Annotated in this window: 15 protein-coding genes and 1 riboswitch; of the genes, 13 read left to right on the forward strand and 2 right to left on the reverse strand. The window is 43.6% G+C overall.

Going from position 1 to position 23,470, the window contains the following annotated elements; all coding sequences use genetic code 11:
* Window positions 1-4: 4 nt before the first annotated feature.
* Window positions 5-1,702, reverse strand: a complete 1,698-nt coding sequence (locus tag NYE72_RS03810; protein ID WP_038568767.1) for a PucR family transcriptional regulator — start codon at window positions 1,700-1,702, stop codon at window positions 5-7.
* A 600-nt stretch (window positions 1,703-2,302) separates the two neighbouring features.
* Here NYE72_RS03810 and NYE72_RS03815 point away from each other — a divergent pair.
* The 8 genes from NYE72_RS03815 to NYE72_RS03850 all read left to right on the forward strand — a co-directional run bounded on the left by NYE72_RS03815 (window position 2,303) and on the right by NYE72_RS03850 (window position 10,938).
* Window positions 2,303-2,953: a DUF2877 domain-containing protein gene (locus NYE72_RS03815; protein ID WP_339211351.1), complete on the forward strand. Its 651-nt coding sequence runs from the start codon at window positions 2,303-2,305 to the stop codon at window positions 2,951-2,953.
* Window positions 2,954-2,956: 3 nt separating this feature from the next.
* Window positions 2,957-4,501, forward strand: a complete 1,545-nt coding sequence (gene fdrA, locus NYE72_RS03820) for an acyl-CoA synthetase FdrA (protein WP_076146263.1) — start codon at window positions 2,957-2,959, stop codon at window positions 4,499-4,501.
* Between the two features lies 1 nt (window position 4,502).
* Window positions 4,503-5,933, forward strand: a complete 1,431-nt coding sequence (locus NYE72_RS03825; protein WP_076146265.1) for a DUF1116 domain-containing protein — start codon at window positions 4,503-4,505, stop codon at window positions 5,931-5,933.
* 89 nt (window positions 5,934-6,022) lie between these two features.
* Window positions 6,023-7,564 (forward strand): hypothetical protein, encoded by a 1,542-nt coding sequence (locus tag NYE72_RS03830; RefSeq protein WP_036684876.1) that lies wholly within the window; start codon window positions 6,023-6,025, stop codon window positions 7,562-7,564.
* A gap of 33 nt (window positions 7,565-7,597) precedes the next feature.
* Window positions 7,598-8,863, forward strand: coding sequence for a tetratricopeptide repeat protein (locus NYE72_RS03835; protein WP_076146267.1), 1,266 nt, complete (start codon window positions 7,598-7,600; stop codon window positions 8,861-8,863).
* Between the two features lie 36 nt (window positions 8,864-8,899).
* Window positions 8,900-9,850 (forward strand): carbamate kinase, encoded by a 951-nt coding sequence (gene arcC / locus NYE72_RS03840; protein ID WP_036684877.1) that lies wholly within the window; start codon window positions 8,900-8,902, stop codon window positions 9,848-9,850.
* Between the two features lie 192 nt (window positions 9,851-10,042).
* Window positions 10,043-10,624, forward strand: a complete 582-nt coding sequence (locus NYE72_RS03845; protein ID WP_076098689.1) for a hypothetical protein — start codon at window positions 10,043-10,045, stop codon at window positions 10,622-10,624.
* A gap of 20 nt (window positions 10,625-10,644) precedes the next feature.
* Complete coding sequence (locus tag NYE72_RS03850; RefSeq protein WP_036684881.1) at window positions 10,645-10,938, forward strand: hypothetical protein; 294 nt, start codon at window positions 10,645-10,647, stop codon at window positions 10,936-10,938.
* 70 nt (window positions 10,939-11,008) lie between these two features.
* On the opposite strand, the gene NYE72_RS03855 is transcribed toward NYE72_RS03850, so the two are convergent.
* A complete protein-coding gene (locus NYE72_RS03855) occupies window positions 11,009-12,730 on the reverse strand; it encodes a cellulase family glycosylhydrolase (protein ID WP_038568775.1) in 1,722 nt (573 codons plus the stop codon).
* Window positions 12,731-13,072: 342 nt separating this feature from the next.
* Window positions 13,073-13,274: riboswitch (cobalamin riboswitch) on the forward strand.
* 163 nt (window positions 13,275-13,437) lie between these two features.
* Between NYE72_RS03855 and NYE72_RS03860 the strand changes: the two genes are divergently transcribed.
* From NYE72_RS03860 to NYE72_RS03880, 5 genes are all read left to right on the forward strand, one after another.
* Window positions 13,438-19,047, forward strand: coding sequence for an S-layer homology domain-containing protein (locus tag NYE72_RS03860; protein ID WP_339211353.1), 5,610 nt, complete (start codon window positions 13,438-13,440; stop codon window positions 19,045-19,047).
* A 71-nt stretch (window positions 19,048-19,118) separates the two neighbouring features.
* Window positions 19,119-20,108 (forward strand): DUF4430 domain-containing protein, encoded by a 990-nt coding sequence (locus tag NYE72_RS03865; protein ID WP_339211354.1) that lies wholly within the window; start codon window positions 19,119-19,121, stop codon window positions 20,106-20,108.
* A complete protein-coding gene (locus tag NYE72_RS03870; protein WP_076142152.1) occupies window positions 20,108-20,998 on the forward strand; it encodes an energy-coupling factor transporter transmembrane component T in 891 nt (296 codons plus the stop codon). Before NYE72_RS03865 ends, NYE72_RS03870 begins: the two co-directional genes overlap by 1 nt.
* Window positions 20,971-22,641, forward strand: a complete 1,671-nt coding sequence (locus NYE72_RS03875; RefSeq protein ID WP_339211356.1) for an energy-coupling factor transporter ATPase — start codon at window positions 20,971-20,973, stop codon at window positions 22,639-22,641. Before NYE72_RS03870 ends, NYE72_RS03875 begins: the two co-directional genes overlap by 28 nt.
* Window positions 22,623-23,351, forward strand: a complete 729-nt coding sequence (locus NYE72_RS03880) for an ECF transporter S component (protein WP_076105347.1) — start codon at window positions 22,623-22,625, stop codon at window positions 23,349-23,351. The genes NYE72_RS03875 and NYE72_RS03880 overlap by 19 nt, the downstream gene beginning before the upstream one ends.
* The last annotated feature ends 119 nt before the right edge of the window (window positions 23,352-23,470 follow it).

Consider the following 23,470-nt stretch of genomic DNA (forward strand, 5'->3'; position numbering starts at 1 on the left):
TATTTTAACCCCTTTGCAGCAATCGATAGAGGTTAAGTGCCAGTTGAATCTCGAATAACTCATCAGAGTTTTTCAGATCTATATTTAGCAAATCTTTGATTTTATCAATCCGGTAAATAAAGGTGTTGCGGTGAATAAACATCGCTTTGGCGGCTTCGGTTACATTCTGATTGTACATAAAATAATACTCCAAGGTAGACATGAATCTCGTGTTCATCGTCTGGTCATGTTCATGAATGCCTCCCAGAACTTTGTTAAAGAATGTCTCCATTTCCGTAGGCTTAATGTTGGAATCCAGAAAATGATAGACAGAATAATCCTCGAAGTGAGCAATGCTCCGGCTGTCTTTATTAAACCGCTGCATGAGCCGCATAGCTTCCTGGGCCTCGAAGAAGCTTCGATGGAGCGAAGCAAGTGTCTTATACTGACTGCCAATGCCGATGAGAAAATGATTTTTAGTCATTTCCTGAGCCAGCAACTGCAGCACCTCTTGAGCAAAGGCTTTCGTATCGCTTACGGAAATTGGCGGTTTATTTTCATTTTTGCCGATCAAGATGATGATTTGCTGATTGCGATAGTAACAGATTAGCTCTCCACCTGCATTACTGGACAAGCCATAGATCAAATTGACACATTTTTTGACCATATGCTCCATTTCATATTTTCTATAAACCATGTCCGTGTAGTTTTCCAGCTGTGTAGCTTCAACATGGATAACTGTACAGTAATACGCATAGTTAACTTTAAGCCCATGCATAGCAGATAGGGAATGCAGTGTTTCTGTTGAAGTAATATTGCCAGCTAATAAGTCGTCGAAGAAGTCCTGCCTAATTTTATGCTTTACCTCTTCGATTTCCTTGGCTTTGATCCGGTCCAGTGCAAGCATCGTGGATACATGCTCTAACGCGGTGTAGTCAAATTCAACCAGCTTGCGTACCGTTTGCAGAACGACGATATACGCGTAAGCATTACTGGATACAGAAACCGGCATAATGCAGCACTTGTACGGCTGTCCCTGAGAATAGTAGGTGCGTTTGATGGATTTTTTGATTTCAGTAATATACTTTGGGAAAGCTACCGTGAACTCTGTTGGAAAAACAGGCCTGTTCTTCACCAGTGGCAGGAATTCCTGAAGTGGAGATGGGTTATCCTTATGATCTGTATAGCAGAGTAGGTTCCAGTCTCTATCTAATATAAGAACAGGGTTATGGATCGTGTCGGACAATTCCGCCGATATTTGCTCAATACCGCCTCCTTCGAGCGCGATTTTGAACAGCGCATTATGAAGGTCGAGCGAACGTCGGTTCACTGCATCGTAATCCGCGTTGGTCTTTTCGTTAATGATCGCAATGACTCTGGACAAGGTGTATTCAAAAGGGAGCTCTAGTAGCGGAAGTCCATGCTTATCAGCAAGCTCGATCATGTTCTGCGGGATAGCATCGAAATATCGCTTCATTTTGATGCAGAGTCCTGCACAGTTATTCTCCACCAGCTCATGAATGAATTTATTCTGCAGCTCCGTGCTGTCTTTGAAGATATAGCCGGTGGATAAAAGCAGCTCGTTCGAGGTCAGCCAGTCAAATACGTCCGGATTCTCGATGATATTAACTACGGAGATTTGATTGTTTAGGCCAGAATGCCCCGCAACGATCTTTATGCCTTCGATGGATTTGATCTGTAAGATATCTTTTATCGTTAGCATCAATTCACACCTCTCATCATCACCCATTGTGCAATGTGCATAGTGATTACTTGTTGTTTTTAGTGTTCTTGTATGATGACCCCCAGTGTACGGAGGACTACAATAAGGGTGTCAGGTAACGTTTAACCGTTAAACTGTGATATATTTCACAAAAATATCCTTTTTCACACAGAAAGCAGCTCAATCTTCATCATTCTTGGAATTTTATGAACTGAGTGTAACATCTTCTATCATTCATCATCAACCGTTACGGTTTTTTATGAGAACGCTTTCTATATAGGATAACCTGACAATAAGTGACCAAACCATTATCTACTTCCTTCTCAAGGGGGCGATCAAACGGAGTATTCTCAGAACAAGTGTACCTCTTATTTAAAAGCTGGGATATCCAGTGATAGCACGTTCTTTCATCGGATTCGAGAATCAAGATTTTTCGGAAATATACACAGCATATTTGAGCGGACGATAAATGTAAGGTGCAAGGCAACTGATGAATTATATACCATTGCGAGCAGTAGGGTAGATAATGCGCCTAATACTTTGATTACAGAGGTTAGTAGTTTTTCGGTTCTTGGACTGGTTGTGGGAGAAGAAGTTTTTGTGGAGAATGATCAATTATATATTGGCACTAAGCTTTCAATATCGATCAAGGAACTGACAGTTTGGCAGAGCTCTCTATCTATTTTTCCAAAAGAAGTAAAGACGCTAAGAGATAATTTGGCTGTGGCAAAAGCTTATATCAATAGCTATGGAAAACCAGGCGGTATGAAGCAGTTTGCGGGTTCTAGCTGCTTTGAGAGAGAAACGATGCGGCTGCTGGAAGAGCGATCTTCAGGTCTTCTGAATGCCTTGGCGAATGACAGCATGGAAGATGCTGCTCATTATGCAATTCGACTAATGGGATTAGGCCCAGGTCTGACTCCGTCGGGAGATGATTTTTTAGTTGGATTGTTTGCTGTGATCCATCTGCCTCAGAGTCCTATTAGTAAATACCAGCCGTGGTGCAGGGAAGTCGTGAACGAAGCAGCTGAATTAACGAATGAAATAAGCTATATGGCTCTGAAAAAAGCGGCTTGGGGTCAGGTGAGAGAGTCAATGGGTCAGATGCTGCATTCGCTCATGTATGAGAGTAAGGAAAATATGTTTCTTGGCTTATCGGCAGTGCTGGATATAGGTTCTTCTTCCGGAACAGATATTGCCTTGGGGATCATTAGCGGTTTGGATCTTAATCTAGAACAACGTTGGAGGTAAGATATGTCGACTAAAATAGTAATTAAAAGAAACACATACTTTGATTCCGTCTCGCTCATGTCGTTGTCGACCAAAGCGAATCAAATAGAGGGTGTCGAACAAGCTTTTATCGCAATGGCTACTCAAATGAATAAAGAGGTATTAGCGAATGTAGGGCTGATAACCCCTGAGCTAGAGGAAGCTAAGAATAGTGACCTGATGATCGTAATCAAAGCAGCATCCCCTGAGCTGGCTGAAGTTGCCTTTGGAGCAATCGAAGAGCTGTTTATTAAAAAAGACAGTGCAGTTGGCGGTACAGAGCTTAAATATCCAACAATTGAGTCGGCAGTGAAGAATAGGACAGCAGCTAATCTTGCAGTGATTTCAGTCAACGGAGCGTTTGCAGCCAGAGAAGCAAGAAAAGCGCTGGAGAATAATCTCCATGTCATGATGTTCAGTGACAACGTAAGCGTAGAAGACGAAATTGAATTAAAAAAAATAGCACATGAGCGTGGATTACTGATGATGGGGCCGGATTGCGGAACCGCGATCATTGGAAATATGGCCTTATGTTTTGCCAATAAAGTTCGTAAAGGCAATATCGGCATCGTGGGTGCATCCGGCACAGGAAGTCAGGAAATCAGCGTGCGGATTCACGATTTTGGCGGAGGCATCTCACAGTTGATTGGCACAGGCGGCAGAGACCTAAGTGAACGTGTCGGCGGAGTAATGATGCTTGATGCTATGAAAGCGCTTAACGAAGACGAAGCCACTAAGGTCATTGTGTTGATTTCCAAGCCACCAGCCAAAAGTGTGGAACAAAAAGTGCTGAATGAAATCAAAAATATGCATAAGCCTGTCGTAGTCTGCTTTATCGGAGGAACGGAGGAAGCTGTTCTGGAGGCAGGTGGACATTTTGCCAAAACAACCAAAGAGGCCGCGCTGAAGGCGGTAATTCTATCCGGCATCGATGAGAGTCAAATTGACAAGCATCCGCTAAACCTTCCGCTGATTGAGGAGATTAAGGTCAAGCTGAAGCCAGAACAGAAGTATATTCGTGGGTTATTCTGCGGCGGTACTTTATGTGATGAAGCAATGTATCTAGCGATGGAGAAATACGACGATGTCTATAGCAACATTCCAAAAGATCCGGAATATCAGCTGGGTGATATCCATATCAGCCAAGCGCATACGTTTATTGACTTTGGGGATGATGGGTTCACTAACGGCAAACCACATCCGATGATTGATCCTTCTTCACGGATTGCCAGATTCAAGCAGGAAGCGAAGGACCCGGCGGTGGGCGTGATCATTATGGATTTTGTATTAGGCTATGGATCACATGAGGATCCAGTAGGTGTTATGGTGCCTGCAATTATTGAGGCTAAGCAAGCAGCGGAACAAGAAGGCAGACATTTGGAGATTATCGGCTATGTCCTTGGAACCGATCTGGATACACCTTCGGTCCAAGAACAGCTTGATAAGCTGGTATCCGTGGGTGTTACCTATGCAAGCAGTAATACGAATGCAGGACTTCTTGCCAGAGGTTTTGTAGAGAAGGGAGTATAACATGAGCAGAATCAATGAGTTATTTAAGAGTGAACTTCACGTTATCAATGTCGGCCTAGAAATGTTCAAGGATGATATCCTGAAGCAAAAAGGCAACGTAACCCATCTGGAATGGAAGCCACCTGGTGGAGGTAAGCCCGAATTAATTGCTGCACTGGATGCGTTAGAGCAAGAGGGGATTGCTGCAAAGATTGAGGCTGCCAACAAGCTGGCTGTAGAGCGAATCGTGAATTCACAACCGGTATTGGTTGGTTTTGACCAAGCGATCAACGTCGTACCCGGGATGACTAAGACTACGATATTACATGCAGGACCTCCGATTACTTGGGATAAGATGAGTGGTCCCATGAAAGGTGCAGTTACCGGCGCTTTGGTCTTTGAGGGCTTGGCGAAGGATCTCGATGAAGCTGCCGAACTAGCGGCATCAGGTGAGATTACGTTCTCCCCTTGTCACGAGCATAATTGTGTGGGTTCCATGGCAGGAGTAACCTCAGCCTCTATGTTTATGCACATTGTAGAGAATAAAACGTATGGCAACATCGCTTATACGAACCTTAGTGAGCAACTGTCGAAAATCTTGCGGATGGGTGCAAACGATGAAACGGTCGTTGCCCGTTTGATCTGGATGAGAGATGTGCTTGGACCGATGCTGCGTGAGGCGATGAAGTTCTCTGAGAAAGGCATTGATCTGCGGCTCATGTTATCACAGGCGCTCCATATGGGAGATGAATGCCATAACCGCAACAACGCTGGAACGACTCTTTTGATTCAGGCATTAACGCCGCTTATCCTGAGAACGGATTATACCAATGAGCAGAAAATCGAAGTGTTCGACTTTGTGGCAATGAGTGATTATTTCTCCGGACCAACTTGGATGGCTCTTTGTAAATGTGCACTTGATGCTGCCCATGGCATCGAGCATAGCACCATCGTAACAACGATGGCCCGCAATGGCGTGGAATTTGGTATTCGTGTCAGTGGAATGCCAGGCAATACCTGGTTTACCGGTCCTGCGCAAAAGGTTGTCGGACCGATGTTTGCAGGGTATAAGCCGGAAGACTCGGGACTCGATATCGGAGACAGTGCGATTACCGAAACGTATGGTATAGGTGGCTTCGCCATGGCAACCGCGCCGGCGATTGTAGCATTAGTTGGGGGAACCGTAGATGATGCCATGAACTATTCTGTGAAAATGAAGGAAATCACTACGACGGAGAATCCAAATGTGACGATTCCTTTATTGAACTTCCGCGGAATTCCTACTGGAATCGATATTCGTAAAGTGGGTCAAACCAGCATTATGCCAGTGATCAACACGGCTATTGCCCATAAGGATCCGGGCATCGGAATGATTGGAGCCGGAATCACTCATCCTCCAATCGAGTGTTTCGAGCAAGCCATTCTCGCTTTTAGCCAGAGCATGCATTCATAGAACCACCCGCCCTTCAGGCCTATTCAAGGGTCTGAGGGCTTCATAAGCCATTGGTATGTAAGCGCTAACGATCTAGGGGGAGATTTATTATGGATCAAGTATTTATGAAGATGTTCTGGAAAAAGGGAGATTGGGCCGCGTTTTTCGGGCTGCTTGCTAACAATTTAACCAATCTGCTTACGATGATTTCATTGTTAATTTTTGTAGTAGGATTTCCGGAAGGTATGGTTTACGGCAGAGTCGTTCCTGCGTTTGGACTCGCGATTTTTATCGCAAGTATTGCTTATGGCTGGTTTGGATATCAGCTAGCCAAAAAAACAGGCCGAACGGATATAACCGCATTACCTTCAGGGCCTAGTGCTCCATCGATTTTTACAGTAACTTTTCTAGTGTTAATTCCCGTATTTAGAGAAACCAATGATGCATCATTTGCGCTGCAAATTGGTCTCGTATGGTGTTTGTTCGAAGCCTTGATCCTTATTGTCGGCTCATTTCTGGGAGATGTGCTGCGCAAGGTTATTCCAAGAACCGTACTTTTATCTTGTTTATCTGGACTTGGATTGTTATTGCTGGCCATGAACCCGATGCTGCAATCCTTTGAAACACCTGTGGTTGCTTTTGTTGTACTTGTGATCATCTTTATTAACTGGTTTGGCAAATCGCCGATATTCAAAAAAATTCCTACAGGATTTCTGCTGCTGATTGCTGGAACCGCGCTGGCTTGGATATTTGGTTTGCAGAATCCAGAAGCGATCACAACGGCTCTTTCAACCCTGGGGTTTAATCCACCAGAGGTGCATATTACCAGCTTAATTCAAGGGATTCCGCATGCCTTGCCATACCTGGCTTCTGCAATTCCATTGGGACTGGCCAATTATATTTTTGACCTTGAAAATATTGAGAGCGCACATGCTGCCGGAGACCCTTATAACACTCGTAACGTTATGCTAACGAATGGGGTTGCTTCAAGTATTGGTGCTTTCACAGGTAATCCGTTCCCAGTAACTGTGTATATTGGTCATGCAGGCTGGAAATCTATTGGAGCTGGACTTGGTTATACCATAGCTTCTGGTTTCTCCATGTTAATTATTTGTCTCTTTGGCATAGGAGCACTGCTGTTGTCTATCATACCTGTTGTGGCGATTGTTCCGATTCTGGTCTATGTCGGGGTCGTTACGGCGAATCAGGTGGTTCGAGAGACACCTAAAAATGAAGTGCCCGTTATCTTTATCACCTTGTTCCCATGGATCGCCAACTGGGCTTTAACGCTTGCGAACAACATTTTTAATGCGGCTGAAACTTCGGCTTCCAAGGTGGGGATTGATCTCTTATTAAGCAAAGGGGTTTATTACAACGGCCTGATGCATTTAGGAAATGGTGCACCGCTTAGCAGCTTGATTTGGGGCTCCATCACTATTTTCTCTATCCTGAATAAACCACTGCGGGCTGCTGTCTTTGCTGTAATCGCGTCTGGCCTATCTTTATTTGGAATCATTCACGCGCCGACTGTTGGATTTGCTCAAGCTTCACTTATGCCGTTCGTATACGCCTACTTGATGGTGGCAGGATTATTTGTTTATAAGCATTTTTCAGACCTTCGTGACCCAGCGAACAAGCTGCAATCCGAATAAATAATTGATAAAAAGAAATAGGAGAGCTAAGCCATGACTAATCAAACTCTGTCAGAAGATTTAATTCAAGCAGCGGATCGCGGGGATTTAGCTGCCGTAGAACAGCTTTTGGCTCGTGGTGCCGATGTTCATCATAAGGATGCCAGTGGTCGTACTGCGCTGATGGCGGCAACGCAAAAAAATCATATTCCTCTCGCTCAAAAGCTGATTGAAGCAGGCAGTGATGTGAATGCAAGAGATATCACTATGTTATCACCCTACCTGTGTGCCGGTGCCAATGGATTCCATGAGATATTATCTTTAACTCTTGCCGCAGGTGCGGATACAACCAGTGTGAATCGTTTTGGAGGAACTACACTGCTGCCCTCCAGCGAGAAGGGATATCTAAGAACTGTTCAGAAATGCTTGGAAGCAGGTGTTGCAGTTAACCATATGAACAATCTGGGATGGTCTGCCTTGCTGGAGGCAGTAATTCTCGGGAATGGTGGCCGTTTATACTCCGATATTATTCAATTGTTGGTGGATGCTGGAGCGGATGTTCAATTGCCGGATCGTGACGGCAAATCATCGTTGCAGCATGCAGAAGCGATGGGTCAGGAGAAGGTCATCCGTATTCTCAATAAAGAAAAGCTAACGATTCATCCAAGTATTCAAAGCGCTCAAGAGCTAGCTCGGGCAGAGGATTTCCGGAAAGCAAGTTTGGTTATGGAACATGCAATGCAAGAGGACAGTAATAATTCAGACTTCTATTACTATAAAGGATACTTCTTAGGGGAACTCGGGGGATATGAGGAAGCTCTGGCAGCCTATCAACAGGCACTTACTATTGATCCAGATGACCTTGATTTCTATTTCTATACCGCAAATGCCTACCGAATGATGAAGCGATCCGAGCAAGTGTTAGCAGAGTATGACAAAGCGATAGAACGTGATCCTGGCGAAAGCTTCTTCCGCTATCATAAATCCAACTATTTAAGAGAGTTGGGCAGGCATGAGGAAGCGGTCAAAGTTATGGATCAGCTTCTGGAACAGCAGCCTGCCCGGTATGATTTCTCGTTCCATAAGGCGAACAGCTTGAGATCACTTGGCCGGGATCAAGAGGCAGTTGAGGCGATTGAGAACGCAATTGCTAACGATCCGAGCAATCCTTTATATCATCATCATAAGGCTCAGTCACTTGGTTTACTTGGTGATCATGAAATGGCCATTCAAGAAATAGATATTGCTATCAGCTATAATCCTGCCAATCCGGATTTTCACTCCGCGAAGGAACAATTTCAGCTGGCCCTTAAACGCTAATCAATGAGGATCAACTGATCCGTCAGGAGGAATGGAATGAGTAAATTTATAGTTGTAGCCATTGGCGGTAATTCATTGGTGAAAGACAATGGCCGCGATTCTATAGAGGATCAATCTGAGGCAGTACGTGAAATTGCTGTCAATATCGCTGATCTGGTGCAAGCAGGCAACGATGTGGTGGTTACTCACGGCAACGGTCCACAGGTTGGATTCGAGCTGAGACGAAGCGAGGTGGCTTCGGAAGTTACTGGAATGGATGTTACTCCGCTGGTCAATTGCGTGGCGGGCACGCAAGGGGGCATAGGTTATTTAATTCAGCAGGCCTTAACAAATGAATTCATTCACCGCAGATTAGACAAGAAGGTTGCCACAGTTATTACTCAGGTCGAGGTTAGCAAAAATGATCCGAATTTTCAGTCTCCCTCGAAACCAGTGGGCTCCTTCTTCACGCTTGAGCAAGCAGAGGAGATGAAGCGTGCCAAGCCAGATTGGGTCATCATTGAGGATTCAGGTCGTGGTTACCGCCGTGTTGTTCCATCGCCTAAGCCGATTGATATCGTTGAAAAAGACGTCATTAAATCACTCATTGAGACGGGTTATGTGGTGATCGCTGTTGGCGGAGGCGGGATTCCTGTGATCAAAACCGAAAATAATACCTACGAAGGTATCGATGCGGTCATTGACAAAGATTTTGCTACAAGTCTGTTGGCCGAACAGATCGATGCAGAATCGCTGATTATTACAACAGGAGTTCCTCAGGTATGTGTAAATTTCGGTACGCCTGAGCAGAAGGCTCTTGAAGAAGTTACAGCGGCAGAAATGATGGTATATGCGGAGCAGGGTCATTTTCCTGCTGGAAGTATGCAGCCTAAAATTGAAGCAAGTCTTAGCTTTTTGAAAAAAGAGGGACGTAGAGTTATCATTACTAATCCGGAAAATATGAAAGCTGCGATGAGCCAACAGGCTGGCACACATATTGTAAATTAATAAGATCTAATTTATCTCATCATTTCATGGAGACCGCCACTGATCTAAATCAGGGCGGTTTTTTGACATATTCATGAATTGTTATCTAACTGTTGCTTTCAGATGGCCATATTCTGGTGAATAAAAGGAAGATAAGAGGTAAAACTATGTCCACTATAGAGAAAAAAATACATTAAAATGCGGGGGTAAAAGATGAGATCGAATAAAGGAACAACACAACGTTTTACCAGGGCTACAATTCTTTGTTGTATTTGTGCATGTACGGTATTGTTAAGTGGATGCACTAAAGCAGCGGATGAGACTCAAGTGGCTACTCCAACGGCTCAAGTAGAAACCACAGCACCTTCTGCAGAAGCTACTACACCTGCGCCTACGAATAACGCAACAGAACAACCCATGACATCTGCGTCACCCGGTTCAAATACTGGGGAACTTCCAGAGGGAGTGAGCATTCAGAGAGTTATCAAGGATGTTTCGTTAAAAGATAGCTATCATAAAAAGGTTGAACTGTTAAGCGACGGTGGCAAGCGGGTTACCATTACAGATCAGAATCAAAAGATTGTTTTGCAGCAGATTGAATATGACGGAAGGATTACTGTGGTTAAGGATAAACAGGTTACCGTTCAAGTGGAGGGTGGTAAAGAGCAAACCTTAACAATTCCTGATCATATAGTCATTGAAGATGAAGACAAGCTCGGATTAAATAATGGCGTTGAAATCGAGTGGACGGTAAATGCAGACGGACAAATCGAAAGCGTGGAACTGGACGATTAAAAATTTACCGAGGTGACTGGATGAAATTTCTAATCGTACTTGGTAGTATTATTGTTCCCATTGTCATGCTGATGTTACAAGGTAAATCGATAAAGTGGCGTATGGTATTCAATGTTGCTTCGGTCTTAAGTGCGATTATCTTTGGAAATATTTCCGCTTTGGCGATTTACGAAATATTAAGGGATCATGCTGTATTTATGACCTCGATCCATGCGATATTTTTAAATCCAATGTTTCTTATTACCGGAGCCTATCTTGGCGTTTATTTAATTTATCGGTTGATGATAATTTCGTATGACGAGGTTTATATGTGATGGGTACAATACAAATAGGGGTGTTCCCGCGTAGGGACACCCCTATTTGTGTTGTTAACAGGACGGATGCTTAAGAGGACTTTCCTACAACGTTTGCTCCGCTCTTCGTGATCTTGTAGGTGATGATATCCCCATTCCAGAAGTGGAATTTTAGGATAACCTCGCCGTCTTTAACATCTTTAAAGAACGCGGGAAGCAGCTTGATTTCTTTAGTGTTATAAGAAGGTGAGAAGGTATTGCCGAATTCCTTAAATGGAGTCCAGTCCTGCGGACCTGCATTGCCACCAGCGGTATATACAGCTTCCATTGTGGCAAGCTGGTTACCATTAAAGGTGGTCGGAATGGCAAAGGATTCAGTCGTGCCTTTTGCATCGCTTAATTTAGCTGTGTCATACACAATCACCTTAAGTCTCCACGCAACACCCTTGTTGAATTTCAGAGTCAGCACGGCATTTTCACCGTATTTTTGGGAAGCTGTGAGCTTTTTGAGTTGGCTGGCTTTGAGGATGAGCTCCTCACCATTTAATGTGTAATCTTTACCTTTGGTCAGATATTTTCCGTTGGCACTAATGGTGGTTAGCTTATTGCCGTTCAGGTTTAGCTTAACCTTGGTATCTTTGATTTGTGCACCTTTTTTTAGGTAGACCAAATCGCTTTCGGTGCTGGAGGAACGCTCCTTCAGACCAGACATTAATACATTGTGGAGTTCAGGATCAGACCACTTATAAGTTTTACGGTTGAAATGCTGCCCGTTATCCCAGAGCATGGAAGTCATTTTCTTTTCTTTCAAATAATAAGTCAGATACTCGAAGAATTTAAGCTTCTCGCCCTGTTCAATCACACCTGTGTCTTTATCGAAACCTAATAAACCAAATTCGCCGACGATGACAGGGATGCCTTTAGCTACAAATGTATTGTAAACGTTATCAAAAGTTTGAGTGATATCGTTTTTTGTATCTTTTTCAAATGTGGTGTAGCCGGCAATGTTCACACTAAAAGGCCAGAAGCCATAGAAGTGAACGGTCGCAATAATATTCGGATCGTTTAGAGCCGTAATCGTCTTATAGAGATGATCCATTCTTGTTTGTGTAGGTGAAGACTCTAATGAAGGTAATACAAGTGGGCGGAGGTCGTTTTTCCCACCGGATTTCCGCACGATCTGATAGAAGGAGTTATTGAGTTCAGTAAGCATTTGCTCCATTTTTGCTTCGTCTGTGCTTCCACCATCGGTGAACCGAGGTTCATTTATGCTCTCGAACATCAGCTTATCGGATTTGTCCTTAAAGCGATCGGCAATTTGAGTCCAGGCTGCATTATAACGCGCCAGCGTTTCATCGTGTTTTTCTTCCATATGGCTTACCCATAGCCAGGAATCATGATGGACATTAATCATGACATAAAGCTTGGCGTCCAGTGCCCAGCCGACAACTTCTTCCACACGGTCGAGGTAGGCTTTTTCTAGGGTATAGTCTGGTGCCGCACCCATGTGAGTATCCCAGGTCACAGGAATCCGAATACTTTTATAGCCTTGAGCGGCGATCTTTTTAATAAGTTCTTGGGTCACACGAGGATTGCCCCAGGAGGTTTCGTCCTCACCTGTAGCATCTAAAGTATTACCGAGGTTCCATCCGGGCTGCATTTCGTCTACATAGGATTGGATCTTACTCTTTGGCGCTGCCTTAGCTTGTTGCTCATCCTTAGTTGCAGCTGCAGCCATGGATGAGAACAGAGAGAGCAGAAGAGCGGTGACAAGTGTCAATGATAAGAAGGATTTCTGGATTCGCGTAGTCATTGAATTCTCCTTTGTGAGATAAATTTAGGATGCTTGGACCTGGCTTTGACGCTGTACTTGGTGGTTAGATGAACACGAACACCTCCAATGTTATTTTTGTAAACGCTTTCTGAATATACCCTAACATAGAATTCACTCAGCGAGTACCTTACTAATTTGTGGCAAATTCATATAAGAATTAGTGATTTAAATTAATTTTCCCCACAGTTGGATAAAGAAATTATTTGAATATCCCTACTCGTAGAAATTGGTTATTCAATAGGATTATCTCTAGCTGCCCGTTATACAAAAAAGAAATATAACATGACAAAAGCATATATATTAGATATGATGAAGCATGAAAATTTAAAATTAGAAATAGGTGCCAACTATGAATGTTGCGGAAGTACAATCATAGATTGGTTAAATGGAAAGCGGGTGTGAATCCCGCGCGGTCCCGCCGCTGTAAAAGAGGAGTCCTTGCAAAATGCCACTGGGAAACTGGGAAGGCAGCAAGGGTGATGATACTTGAGCCAGAATATCTGCCTTTTTCTGTTACACCATCAAACTCTACGATCGATAGAGAGGTGCTTGAATAGTGTTTGCCAGCTAGTATTGTGGTTCACTATCTTAACCTCTTGACGTTTATGTTGAGTGGTTTTTTTTGTGGTTATAAGAAAGTTTATTCTGTTTTTTATCATAGGTATGAAGGGAAGGGTTATGGAAAAATGAAGAAAAATAAGTTTTTAGCGTGGTTACTCATTGTAGCTGTATTTATCACGACATTCTCTACAAGTGTTATCCCAGCTCAAGCAAATGGAGCAAGCTCTACTCTTAAAGGGTACGTAACTGTAGCCGTAGAGAAATTCACCGTAGGCCAAGGGTATATTAAGGAACCTATTAAAGTTCCGATTTATGAAGGCGATAATGGCGCATCTTTAATAACACGTGCGCTAGGTGATGGGAATTATAGATATTTAGGAAATATAGATAGTGGTTTTTATTTATCAGAGGTTAAAGATAGTGGCAGAAGTGAAGTCAATATTCCACAATATATTTTAGATATGATTTCAGCCGATGGGAAAACAGTCGGCACTAAAGCAGACCCAGAGTGGTTAAGTCAGTTTGACTATACCTCCATGTCGGGTTGGATGTATGCAGTAAATAATGTGTTTCCTCCGTTTGGGATGACCGATTATAAGCCTCAAGACGGTGACATCATTCGAACTCAGTTCACCACTTATGGCTATGGTTCTGATCTTGGTGGCTGGGGAGAAATCCCCGTTCAACTTGCCAATAAGGATGCTTTAACTGCGGAAATCGCCGAGATTAACAGTGACCCTAATAAAGAAACTATTTTGGACAGACCAGTAGTACAATCGGCAGTTTATCAAGCCTATTCCGTGCTCGAAAATATGGCAAGCTCTCAAATAAGTGTAGATCATGCACTTGTAGGGCTTAACCATGCATTAGACATAGAACCCCCTGTTATTACAGTAAGTGGCATACAAGATAAACAGGAAGTATCCAATAAAGAAATAAGCTTCAAAGTAGCTGTCACAGACAATGTATATAGTGACATCATTCCAGAAGTGAAGCTGAATGGTGTTACTTTATCACCTGCGAATGGGGAGTACAAAGCTTCTCTGAATTCAGGCAGTAATGCAATTACTGTAACGGCTCTTGACGGAGCTGGAAACAAAACAAATGTAACTTATCAAGTTACTTACAAACTGGAAACTACAGTTGCCGTCAAACAACAGTTAGATAAAAGCCTTGCCTATATTCTAAACACTGTAAAGAATCCGTCGTTTGGAACAGGTAGTGGAGAATGGTCGATCCTTTCTCTGGCACGGGCGAACTATACAGTACCTAACGGTTATTACGATCTTTATTACAACAATGTAGCAACGAAAATAGCATCGATCATTAAAGAGGATGGAAAACTCGACGCCAATAAAAGCACAGAGAATTCCAGAGCAATATTAGGACTTACCTCTATCGGAAAAGATATCACAAATGTTGCGGGATATGATCTAAGAAAAGCACTCGCTGATTATCAATATATCCAAAAGCAAGGCAATAATGGTCCGATTTTTGCTCTGATCGCTCTAGATAGCCATAACTATGAGATTCCTGTAGTTGAAGGAATTACAGAACAGACCACAAGAGAAAAACTAGTTCAGTATATTTTAGATAAAGAGGTTAAAAAAGGTACAGCAGAAGCTGGTGGCTGGGCATTAGGCGTAACCAAAGCAGATGTCGATATGACTGCGATGGCGATGCAAGCTCTTGCACCTTATTATGCAACCCGTGATGATGTAAAAGCCGCCGTGGATCGGGCCATCCAATGGCTGTCCGATAACCAAAACAATCAAGGCGGATTTACAAGCTGGGGAAGCACTAGCAGCGAGAGTATCTCGCAGGTAATTGTAGCCTTAACTGGTGTAGGTGTAGATCCGCACACGGACGCTAGATTTGTTAAAAGTGGAAATTCGCTTATTGATGCACTGCTTAGCTTTGCTGCACCTGAGGGTGGATTTAAGCATATCCTCACAGGCAAAGTGGACAATATGGCAACGGACCAAGGTACGTATGCACTTGTGTCTTATGATCGTCTGATCAATCATAGCAGCCGTCTCTTTGATATGAATGATGTGCAATTAGAACAACCTACTACTGTTGTAGCCAAACAACAATTAAATAAAAGCCTTGCCTATATTCTAAACACTGTAAAGAATCCGTCGTTTGGTACAGGTAGTGGAGAATGGTCGATCCTTTCTCTGGCACGGGCGAACTATACAGTACCTAACGGTTATTACGATCTTTATTACAACAATGTAGCAACGAAAATAGCATCGATCATTAAAGAGGATGGAAAACTCGACGCCAATAAAAGCACAGAGAATTCCAGAGCAATATTAGGACTTACCTCTATCGGAAAAGATATCACAAATGTTGCGGGATATGATCTAAGAAAAGCACTCGCTGATTATCAATATATCCAAAAGCAAGGCAATAATGGTCCGATTTTTGCTCTGATTGCGCTAGATAGCCATAACTATGAGATCCCTGTAGTTGATGGAGTTACAGAACAGACCACAAGAGAAAAACTAGTTCAGTACATTTTAGATAAAGAGGTTAAAAAAGGTACAGCAGAAGCTGGTGGCTGGGCATTAGGCGTAACCAAAGCCGATGTCGATATGACTGCGATGGCGATGCAAGCTCTTGCACCTTATTATGCAACCCGAGATGATGTAAAAGCCGCCGTGGATCGGGCCATCCAATGGCTGTCCGATAACCAAAACAATCAAGGCGGATTTACAAGCTGGGGAAGCACTAGCAGCGAAAGTATCTCACAGGTAATTGTGGCCTTAACTGGTGTGGGCGTAGATCCGCACACGGACGCTAGATTTGTTAAAAGTGGAAATTCGCTTATTGATGCATTACTTAGCTTTGCTGCACCTGAGGGTGGATTTAAGCATATCCTCACAGGCAAAGTAGACAATATGGCAACGGACCAAGGTACGTATGCACTTGTGTCTTATGATCGTCTGATCAATCATAGCAGCCGTCTCTTTGATATGAATGATGTGAAAGTGGAACAACCAGAAGAACCGGGGCCTGGGCAACCAGAGGGTCCGAAAGAATTTCCGTTACCTTCTGGGGAGAACCCGAAAGTTGAAATCCCAAATGACGCTAATGATTATATCGTTCCGATCAACACTGGAGATAGCAACAAAGAAATCACAGTAGCTATTCCGGAGGGAAATCAATCGAAGGTTAGTGTCAATTTACCAAGTAACAGCGACCTTCCTCAGATAGAGGCCATAAAAGGTAACGTATCTGTAGTCATTCCTAAGGGTGCAAAAGTTACAAGTGGGGATGCCTCTGCAATTGAACTGATTTCAGCTTTAACCGGTGGAGAATCTGCACTAAAAGATAGTGTGAATCAGATTATTCCCGGGGACAAGAAGCTTGATAATATTCTTCAAACATTTTCCATGGGTGGTAGTGCAAGAGTAGAATTCAGTCAATTTATTACGTTAACCTTTAAGGACCTTAAAGGAAAAGATGCAGCTTATATTCAAAATGGCACTCCTCATGCCATTCAAAAATTTGCAAGTGATGACTTAGGTTTTGCAAGCGGTAAGTCTGAGTATGCCTATGATAGTGGAAATGATTTAATTGTAAAAACCAATCACTTCACTGACTACATTGCTTATGCTTCCAGTGCAGTACAAACACCTGGCGGCGACGGTGGTAACGGTAATGGCGAAGGTAATGGTAGCGGAAATGGTGAAGGAAATGGCGGCAACAATGGTGGCGGAACCACTCCATCGAAACCATATGTAATCCTGTCCGTGGATAAGCTTACGATTAATAAGGGATATGTTGTTCCATCTGTACAGGTAGAGCTACAATCTGGTGACACAGTGTGGTCTGTACTAAAAAGAGTGCTGGATAGCCGCGGTATCGACTATAGAGATTCCTGGAACAGTGACTTTGGAAGTGTATATGTTGAATCCATAGCTGGTGATGGGGAATTTGACCATGGCAGCGGCAGTGGATGGATGTATAATGTGAATGGGAAATATCCTAATTATGGTGCATCTTCATATGACCTAAGTGCCGGGGACAGAATTCAGTGGCGTTATACTACGAATTTGGGTGTGGATCTAAATGCACCGATACCAACGATGAGCCCAACCCCAACGCCTAAGCCTGGTGCTACTCCGGCTCCTGGTGGGGGAGCTAATCCGGAAGGCAGTGGTGATCCAAATGTGAGTCCATCTCCAACAGTGACTCCTAAGGATCCTACCCAGAATACGAATGATATTAAACAACTGTATACAGATGCTGATAAGATCTCTTCCTGGGCCTATTCAGCGATTGAAACAGCTACAGTAAAAGGATATATCCAAGGTAACAATGGTCAGGTGAATCCGAAGGCTTATATCACAAGAGCGGAGTTCACTAAGATTCTCGTTTCTGCATTAGAACTTGATATTAAGAGTGATAAAGGCATTACCTATAAGGATGTCGCTCTAGGCGATTGGTTCTATCCATATGTGAATGCTGCGCATAAGGCAGGTCTAATCACAGGCTTTAATAATGAATTTAAGCCGAATGACAAGATTACTCGTGAGCAGATGGCCGCAATTATCGTCAGAGCATTGGCCATCCCGGCGACGAAGCCTGGAACAGCGATTAAAGATATCAACACAGTATCGGCATGGGCCAAAGCAGATGTAGAGACCGTTGTTGCGACTGGTTTGATGTTAGGTGATGATAATCAATTTAAGCCTAAAGAGCTAGTAACCAGAGAAATGGCGGCTGTTGTAGCTACTAGAACCCATGATTATAAGAGTGGGAACAAAGTGGTTAGTCCAACTATTCAGAATACAGCAGTTAGTTCTTACATTCAGAACACAGCTGCCTTTTTGCAAAAAACAGTAACAAACCCGGTCATCTCCTCGGTTGGCGGGGACTGGACAGTCTTCGGGCTGGCACGTTCAGGTGTGAAGGTTCCAGATAGTTATTACACTAAGTACTATGCAAATGTAGAAGCGACTCTTAAAGAAAAATCAGGGAAGCTGCATAGCGTAAAATATACGGAATATGATAGAGTTATTTTGGCATTAACTTCAATCAACAAAAATATTGATAAAGTGGCGGGTTATAACCTACTGGAACCGCTCGCGGATTTTGATACTGTAATTAAGCAAGGTATTAATGGACCTGTGTTTGCTCTCATTGCACTGGACAGTAATCATTACGACATTCCAGTGGTTAAGGATGTAAAGACGCAGACGACTAGAGAGATGCTCATTGATTATATTTTGGGCAGAGAGATCAGCGGCGGTGGATGGGCACTAGGCAGTAATGCTACAGCGGCTGATCCAGATATCACAGGGATGGTCATTCAAGGCTTAACGCCTTATTACAAAACCAACGCCAAAGTAACAGCTGCTGTGGACCGGGGGATTGCTTGGTTATCCAAAACACAGACTGCAGACGGTGGTTTTGCAAGCTGGGAATCTACAAATTCCGAAAGCATCGCTCAGGTGATTGTAGCTTTAACTGGCCTTGGTATTGACCCGCATAAGGATTCCAGATTTATTAAAAATGGACATTCCGCAGTAGACGCATTGCTTAGTTTTGCTGCACCTGAAGGTGGCTTTTATCACGTGAAGCAGGGTGGAGTAGGCAATGGAGGCGCGCAACCAGGAGAAGTAGATCTTATGGCTACGGATCAGGCGATGTATGCACTGGTTTCCTATGATCGGCTCGTTAATGGCCAGACACGTCTTTATGATATGACAGACGTCAAATAGAATTTTATTTAGAGAGATAAGCAAGGGTAGCGTGTATACCCTTGCTTATTATTTAAGGTGGGACTAGAGAAATGAACAAGAAGAAATGGTTAACCGCGATACTAATCATAGGTGTATTGGCTATCGCCTTCTTTTGGGGCGGGGATTACCAGAAGAGCCCAAACAAGGTCGCTAATAGTAGCGTTGAGACACAGGTTATAGAGCCAGAGAACACTGCTTCCGCAACAAATGTTGATGTTGAACCCACTGAGGCAATCGCTACCGAGACAACGGAGATAACACCGTCAGCTACGCCAAGTGAAACAGCTAAGCCCATTGAAGCCCTAAAACCAAATGAATCGGCAACACCAACGGATGCTGTAACACCAACAGGAACTGCAGCACCAACAGAAGTTGTTACGCCGGCCGCAACAACAAAACCTGCTGCAACGAAGCAACCGACCGCAACGCCGAAAGCGGCTAAAACGTCCGTGCCGGAAACGAAAGCGACGGCAAAACCCGTAACAAAACCTGATTCAAAAGTAGCGACAACAGAAACCAAGCAGGAACCGAAAAAGGATGAATTTCTTACCGATCCAGTGCCGAGCGGGAAACCTAAACCAGTGGAATGGCAAGATGCAACAGTAGATAAGAAGAAGCAATTAACGGCTACCTTGTCCGTGTCAGCGGCAACAATTTTAGATAACATGGATATTTTTAATGAGGATAAGCTTGAAGTATTGCCGGCAGATGGTATCATTTATAAAGCGCAGAAGGTAACCTTTTATGAAGGTGAGTCTGTGTTTGATGTTCTACTAAGAGAAATGAAGAAGAATAAAATCCATATGGAATTTAGCATGACGCCGATCTATAACAGTAATTATATTGAAGGCATAAATAATCTGTATGAATTCGATGCTGGAGAGCTCAGTGGATGGATGTACAAAGTAAATGGCTGGTTCCCTAACTACGGCAGTAGCCGTTATGTTCTCAAAGATGGCGATGTCATTGATTGGGTATACACTTGTGATCTAGGTCGAGATGTGGGTGGATATGTAGCCACAGGAGGAGCTCAGAAATAATGAAGGATAGCTTTTCTACCTTTCATCCGTTTGTGAATTTTCTATATTTTGTTGTTGTATTGCTGTTTAGCATGGTGTTTATGCATCCTATATTTCAGGTGATCGCCCTTAGTAGTGCTGTAGCCTACTCAATTATGTTAAAAGGAAAAAAGGGCATCCGATTTAATCTGCTTTACATGATTCCTTTTCTGCTATTTATGGCAGTGATGAATCCTGTTTTTAATCATCAAGGGGTAACGATCTTGTTCTATTTAAACAACGGGAACCCCATTACGAAGGAATCGATTCTTTATGGCGTGGCAGCGGCGTGTATGTTTGTGACGGTAATTATTTGGTTCTCCTGTTATAACGTCGTGATGACCTCGGATAAGTTTATTTATATATTCGGAAAAATACTGCCGGCACTGTCGTTGATTTTTTCGATGGTGCTTCGTTTTGTTCCTAGATATTTAGCGCAAATCAAGGTGATTTCTAATGCTCAAAAATGTATAGGCCGGGATGTCTCACAGGGAAATCTCCTCGCGCGTGCGCGGAATGGGATTACGATTCTCTCCATTATGACCACCTGGGCTTTGGAAAATGCGATTGAGACAGCGGATTCCATGAGATCGAGAGGGTATGGATTGCCGGGCCGTACAAGCTTTTCTATCTTTCGGTTAGATGCCCGAGACAAAGTAGTTCTCTTGATCATGACAGGCTTAATTGCGCTGGTAGCCGTAGGGGCAGTGATGGGTGAGAACACCATGAGATTCTATCCATCGATTAAAGCGAGCACAATTACACCTTTTAGTATTCTTATATATATCGCTTATTTTGCGTTATGTATGATCCCAGTGCTCATCAATATGGTGGAGGCAATGAAATGGAAATCTATCGAATCGAAGAACTAAGCTTTACTTTTCCTGAACAAGAGCAAGCGGCTCTTTCGAATATTAATCTAACGATTGAAAGTGGAGACTTCATTACCATTTGTGGAAAGTCAGGCTGTGGCAAAAGCACTCTGCTTAGACAACTGAAAACAATCCTAACCCCACATGGCAATCGCCAAGGGGCAATTTATTATAAGGGTCAACCTGTAGAGGAGATCGATCAACGCACACAGGCAGCGGAAATTGGTTATGTACTCCAAAGTCCGGACAATCAAATTGTGACAGATAAAGTATGGCATGAGCTTGCTTTTGGGCTTGAGAGCTTAGGGTACGATAATTCTACGATTCGCCTGCGTGTGGCGGAAATGGCTAGTTTTTTTGGGATCCAGACCTGGTTTCATAAAAGTGTGACCGAGCTATCAGGCGGCCAGAAGCAGCTGCTTAACTTAGCATCCATAATGGCTATGCATCCCTCGGTTCTAATCCTCGATGAGCCTACCTCCCAGCTAGATCCTATTGCGGCTTCCGATTTTCTGGAGACGGTCAAAAAAATAAATCGTGAGCTGGGAACAACCGTGATCATGACCGAGCATCGTCTAGAGGATGTTCTTCCGCTTACAGATCGGTTGATTGTGCTGAATGAGGGAGCTGTGATAGCTGATGATCCCCCGCAAAAGGTGGGCGAGGTTTTATGTAAGCTGAACCATCCGATGTTTCTGTCCATGCCCTCACCGATGCAGATTGTTGCAGGAGTAGATCATGACTTAGTGTGGCCTGTTACTGTAAAGGAAGGACGCCAATGGTTGGATGCTTTTCTAAAGGGTAAGACTCCTGCAACGATGGCAGAAACTCAGCCTAGCACGAAAGAGGCCGGCCCTGTAGTCATAAAGTTTAAGGACGTATGGTTTAAATATGATAAAAATGGGCCGAATGTCATTAAAGATTTGTCGTTTGAAGTGAAGCAAGGGCAATTTTATTGTATTGTTGGCGGGAATGGAACAGGGAAGACTTCGACGCTGTCGCTGATGAGCGGAATCCTTCAGCCTTATAGAGGGAAAGTTCTTATCGGCGGGAGCAACCCTGCGAAGATGAATGCCAAAGCGTTGTTTACTAACAATCTGGGCTTCCTCCCGCAAAATCCGCAAACCTTATTTGTGAAAAAAACAGTCGAGCTAGATTTATATGAAATGTTATCCCAGCTCTCTTTGACGAAGGAAGAAAAAAACGCCAGAGTTGAAGCTGTGGTTAAGTTCGCAGAACTGGAACATCTCCTCTCCATGCATCCGTATGATCTCAGCGGGGGAGAACAACAGCGTGCAGCGTTGGCGAAGGTCCTTTTGTTAGAACCAAAGATTCTGCTGTTGGATGAACCGACCAAAGGACTGGATGGGCCCTTCAAAGAGAAGCTAGCCGTATTCCTGCAAAAGCTCAATGCCGAAGGCGTTACTATTGTAATGGTCTCGCATGACGTTGAATTTTGTGCCAAATACGCTGAGGTCTGCGCCATGTTTTTTGATGGAAGCATTATCACTACGAATGAAGCGCAGAAGTTTTTTGCGGGAAACAGCTTCTATACAACTGCTGCCAACCGTATGGCGCGTCATGTATGGAATGAGGGAGTAACGATAGAGGGTGTGATTGATTTATGTCAAAGAAGCAGATAACGGATCGTCGTTTGAGTCGTCGAACTTTATTAGCGGCACTACTAATCCTCATAGTCATTCCAGCTACGATTTTATTAGGCATCTTTGTGCTAAATGATCGGAAGTATTATTTTATCAGTCTATTAATTGTTATCTATACGATGGTTCCTTTTGCGATGGTGTTCGAGAACCGGAAGCCGCAGGCGAGGGAGCTGATCGTTATAGCAGTGTTAGCAGCCATTGCCGTGGCGGGACGCGCAGCCTTTTTTATGTTGCCGCAGTTTAAGCCAGTGGTTGCTATTGTCATCATCGCAGGGGTAAGCTTGGGTGCGGAGGCAGGGTTTCTGGTTGGCGCTGTTGCAGGTTTTGTCTCGAATTTCTTCTTTGGGCAGGGTCCTTGGACGCCTTGGCAAATGTTTTGTTTTGGCATCATTGGCTTCCTGGCGGGCATTTTCTTCAAGAAGGGTCTGCTTAAAAAGAATAAGCTGTCGCTATGTATATTCGGAGGCTTAGCGACGTTTTTCGTATACGGAGGCATTATCAATATAGGCTCGTTGATGATGTTCACTTCAGAGTTCTCCTGGCCGGCTTTAATGACCACTTATATTTCAGGTTTTTGGTTTGATATGGTGCATGCGATCTCGACGGTGGTATTTTTGTTTTTTATTGCTAATCCTATGATTGAGAAGTTGGATCGGATAAAAACGAAATATGGGTTGATTGAGCCTTAGGTTCTTGGTGTTAGCTTTTGGACGTTGTGCGCTGTGGGCTTTTTACGCTGGCGGACGCTCCGAGAACGGACTATTGTTCCAATCGCTGTTGTGTCCAGATTTTTTTGAATTTTTAACCT

Origin of the sequence: Paenibacillus sp. FSL L8-0333 (assembly GCF_037965665.1) — a bacterium.
Classification (GTDB): Bacteria; Bacillota; Bacilli; order Paenibacillales; family Paenibacillaceae; genus Paenibacillus_AQ; species Paenibacillus_AQ odorifer.

Bases quoted from the DNA above. Each gene is read 5' to 3' on its own strand.
- NYE72_RS03810 (WP_038568767.1), bottom strand. From the start codon at position 1,702: ATGCTAACGATAAAAGATATCTTACAGATCAAATCCATCGAAGGCATA.
- NYE72_RS03830 (WP_036684876.1), top strand. From the start codon at position 6,023: ATGGATCAAGTATTTATGAAGATGTTCTGGAAAAAGGGAGATTGGGCC.
- arcC (WP_036684877.1), top strand. From the start codon at position 8,900: ATGAGTAAATTTATAGTTGTAGCCATTGGCGGTAATTCATTGGTGAAA.
- NYE72_RS03855 (WP_038568775.1), bottom strand. From the start codon at position 12,730: ATGACTACGCGAATCCAGAAATCCTTCTTATCATTGACACTTGTCACC.
- NYE72_RS03835 (WP_076146267.1), top strand. From the start codon at position 7,598: ATGACTAATCAAACTCTGTCAGAAGATTTAATTCAAGCAGCGGATCGC.
- NYE72_RS03825 (WP_076146265.1), top strand. From the start codon at position 4,503: ATGAGCAGAATCAATGAGTTATTTAAGAGTGAACTTCACGTTATCAAT.
- NYE72_RS03850 (WP_036684881.1), top strand. From the start codon at position 10,645: ATGAAATTTCTAATCGTACTTGGTAGTATTATTGTTCCCATTGTCATG.
- NYE72_RS03875 (WP_339211356.1), top strand. From the start codon at position 20,971: ATGGAAATCTATCGAATCGAAGAACTAAGCTTTACTTTTCCTGAACAA.
- NYE72_RS03880 (WP_076105347.1), top strand. From the start codon at position 22,623: ATGTCAAAGAAGCAGATAACGGATCGTCGTTTGAGTCGTCGAACTTTA.
- NYE72_RS03860 (WP_339211353.1), top strand. From the start codon at position 13,438: ATGAAGAAAAATAAGTTTTTAGCGTGGTTACTCATTGTAGCTGTATTT.
- NYE72_RS03870 (WP_076142152.1), top strand. From the start codon at position 20,108: ATGAAGGATAGCTTTTCTACCTTTCATCCGTTTGTGAATTTTCTATAT.
- NYE72_RS03865 (WP_339211354.1), top strand. From the start codon at position 19,119: ATGAACAAGAAGAAATGGTTAACCGCGATACTAATCATAGGTGTATTG.
- fdrA (WP_076146263.1), top strand. From the start codon at position 2,957: ATGTCGACTAAAATAGTAATTAAAAGAAACACATACTTTGATTCCGTC.
- NYE72_RS03845 (WP_076098689.1), top strand. From the start codon at position 10,043: ATGAGATCGAATAAAGGAACAACACAACGTTTTACCAGGGCTACAATT.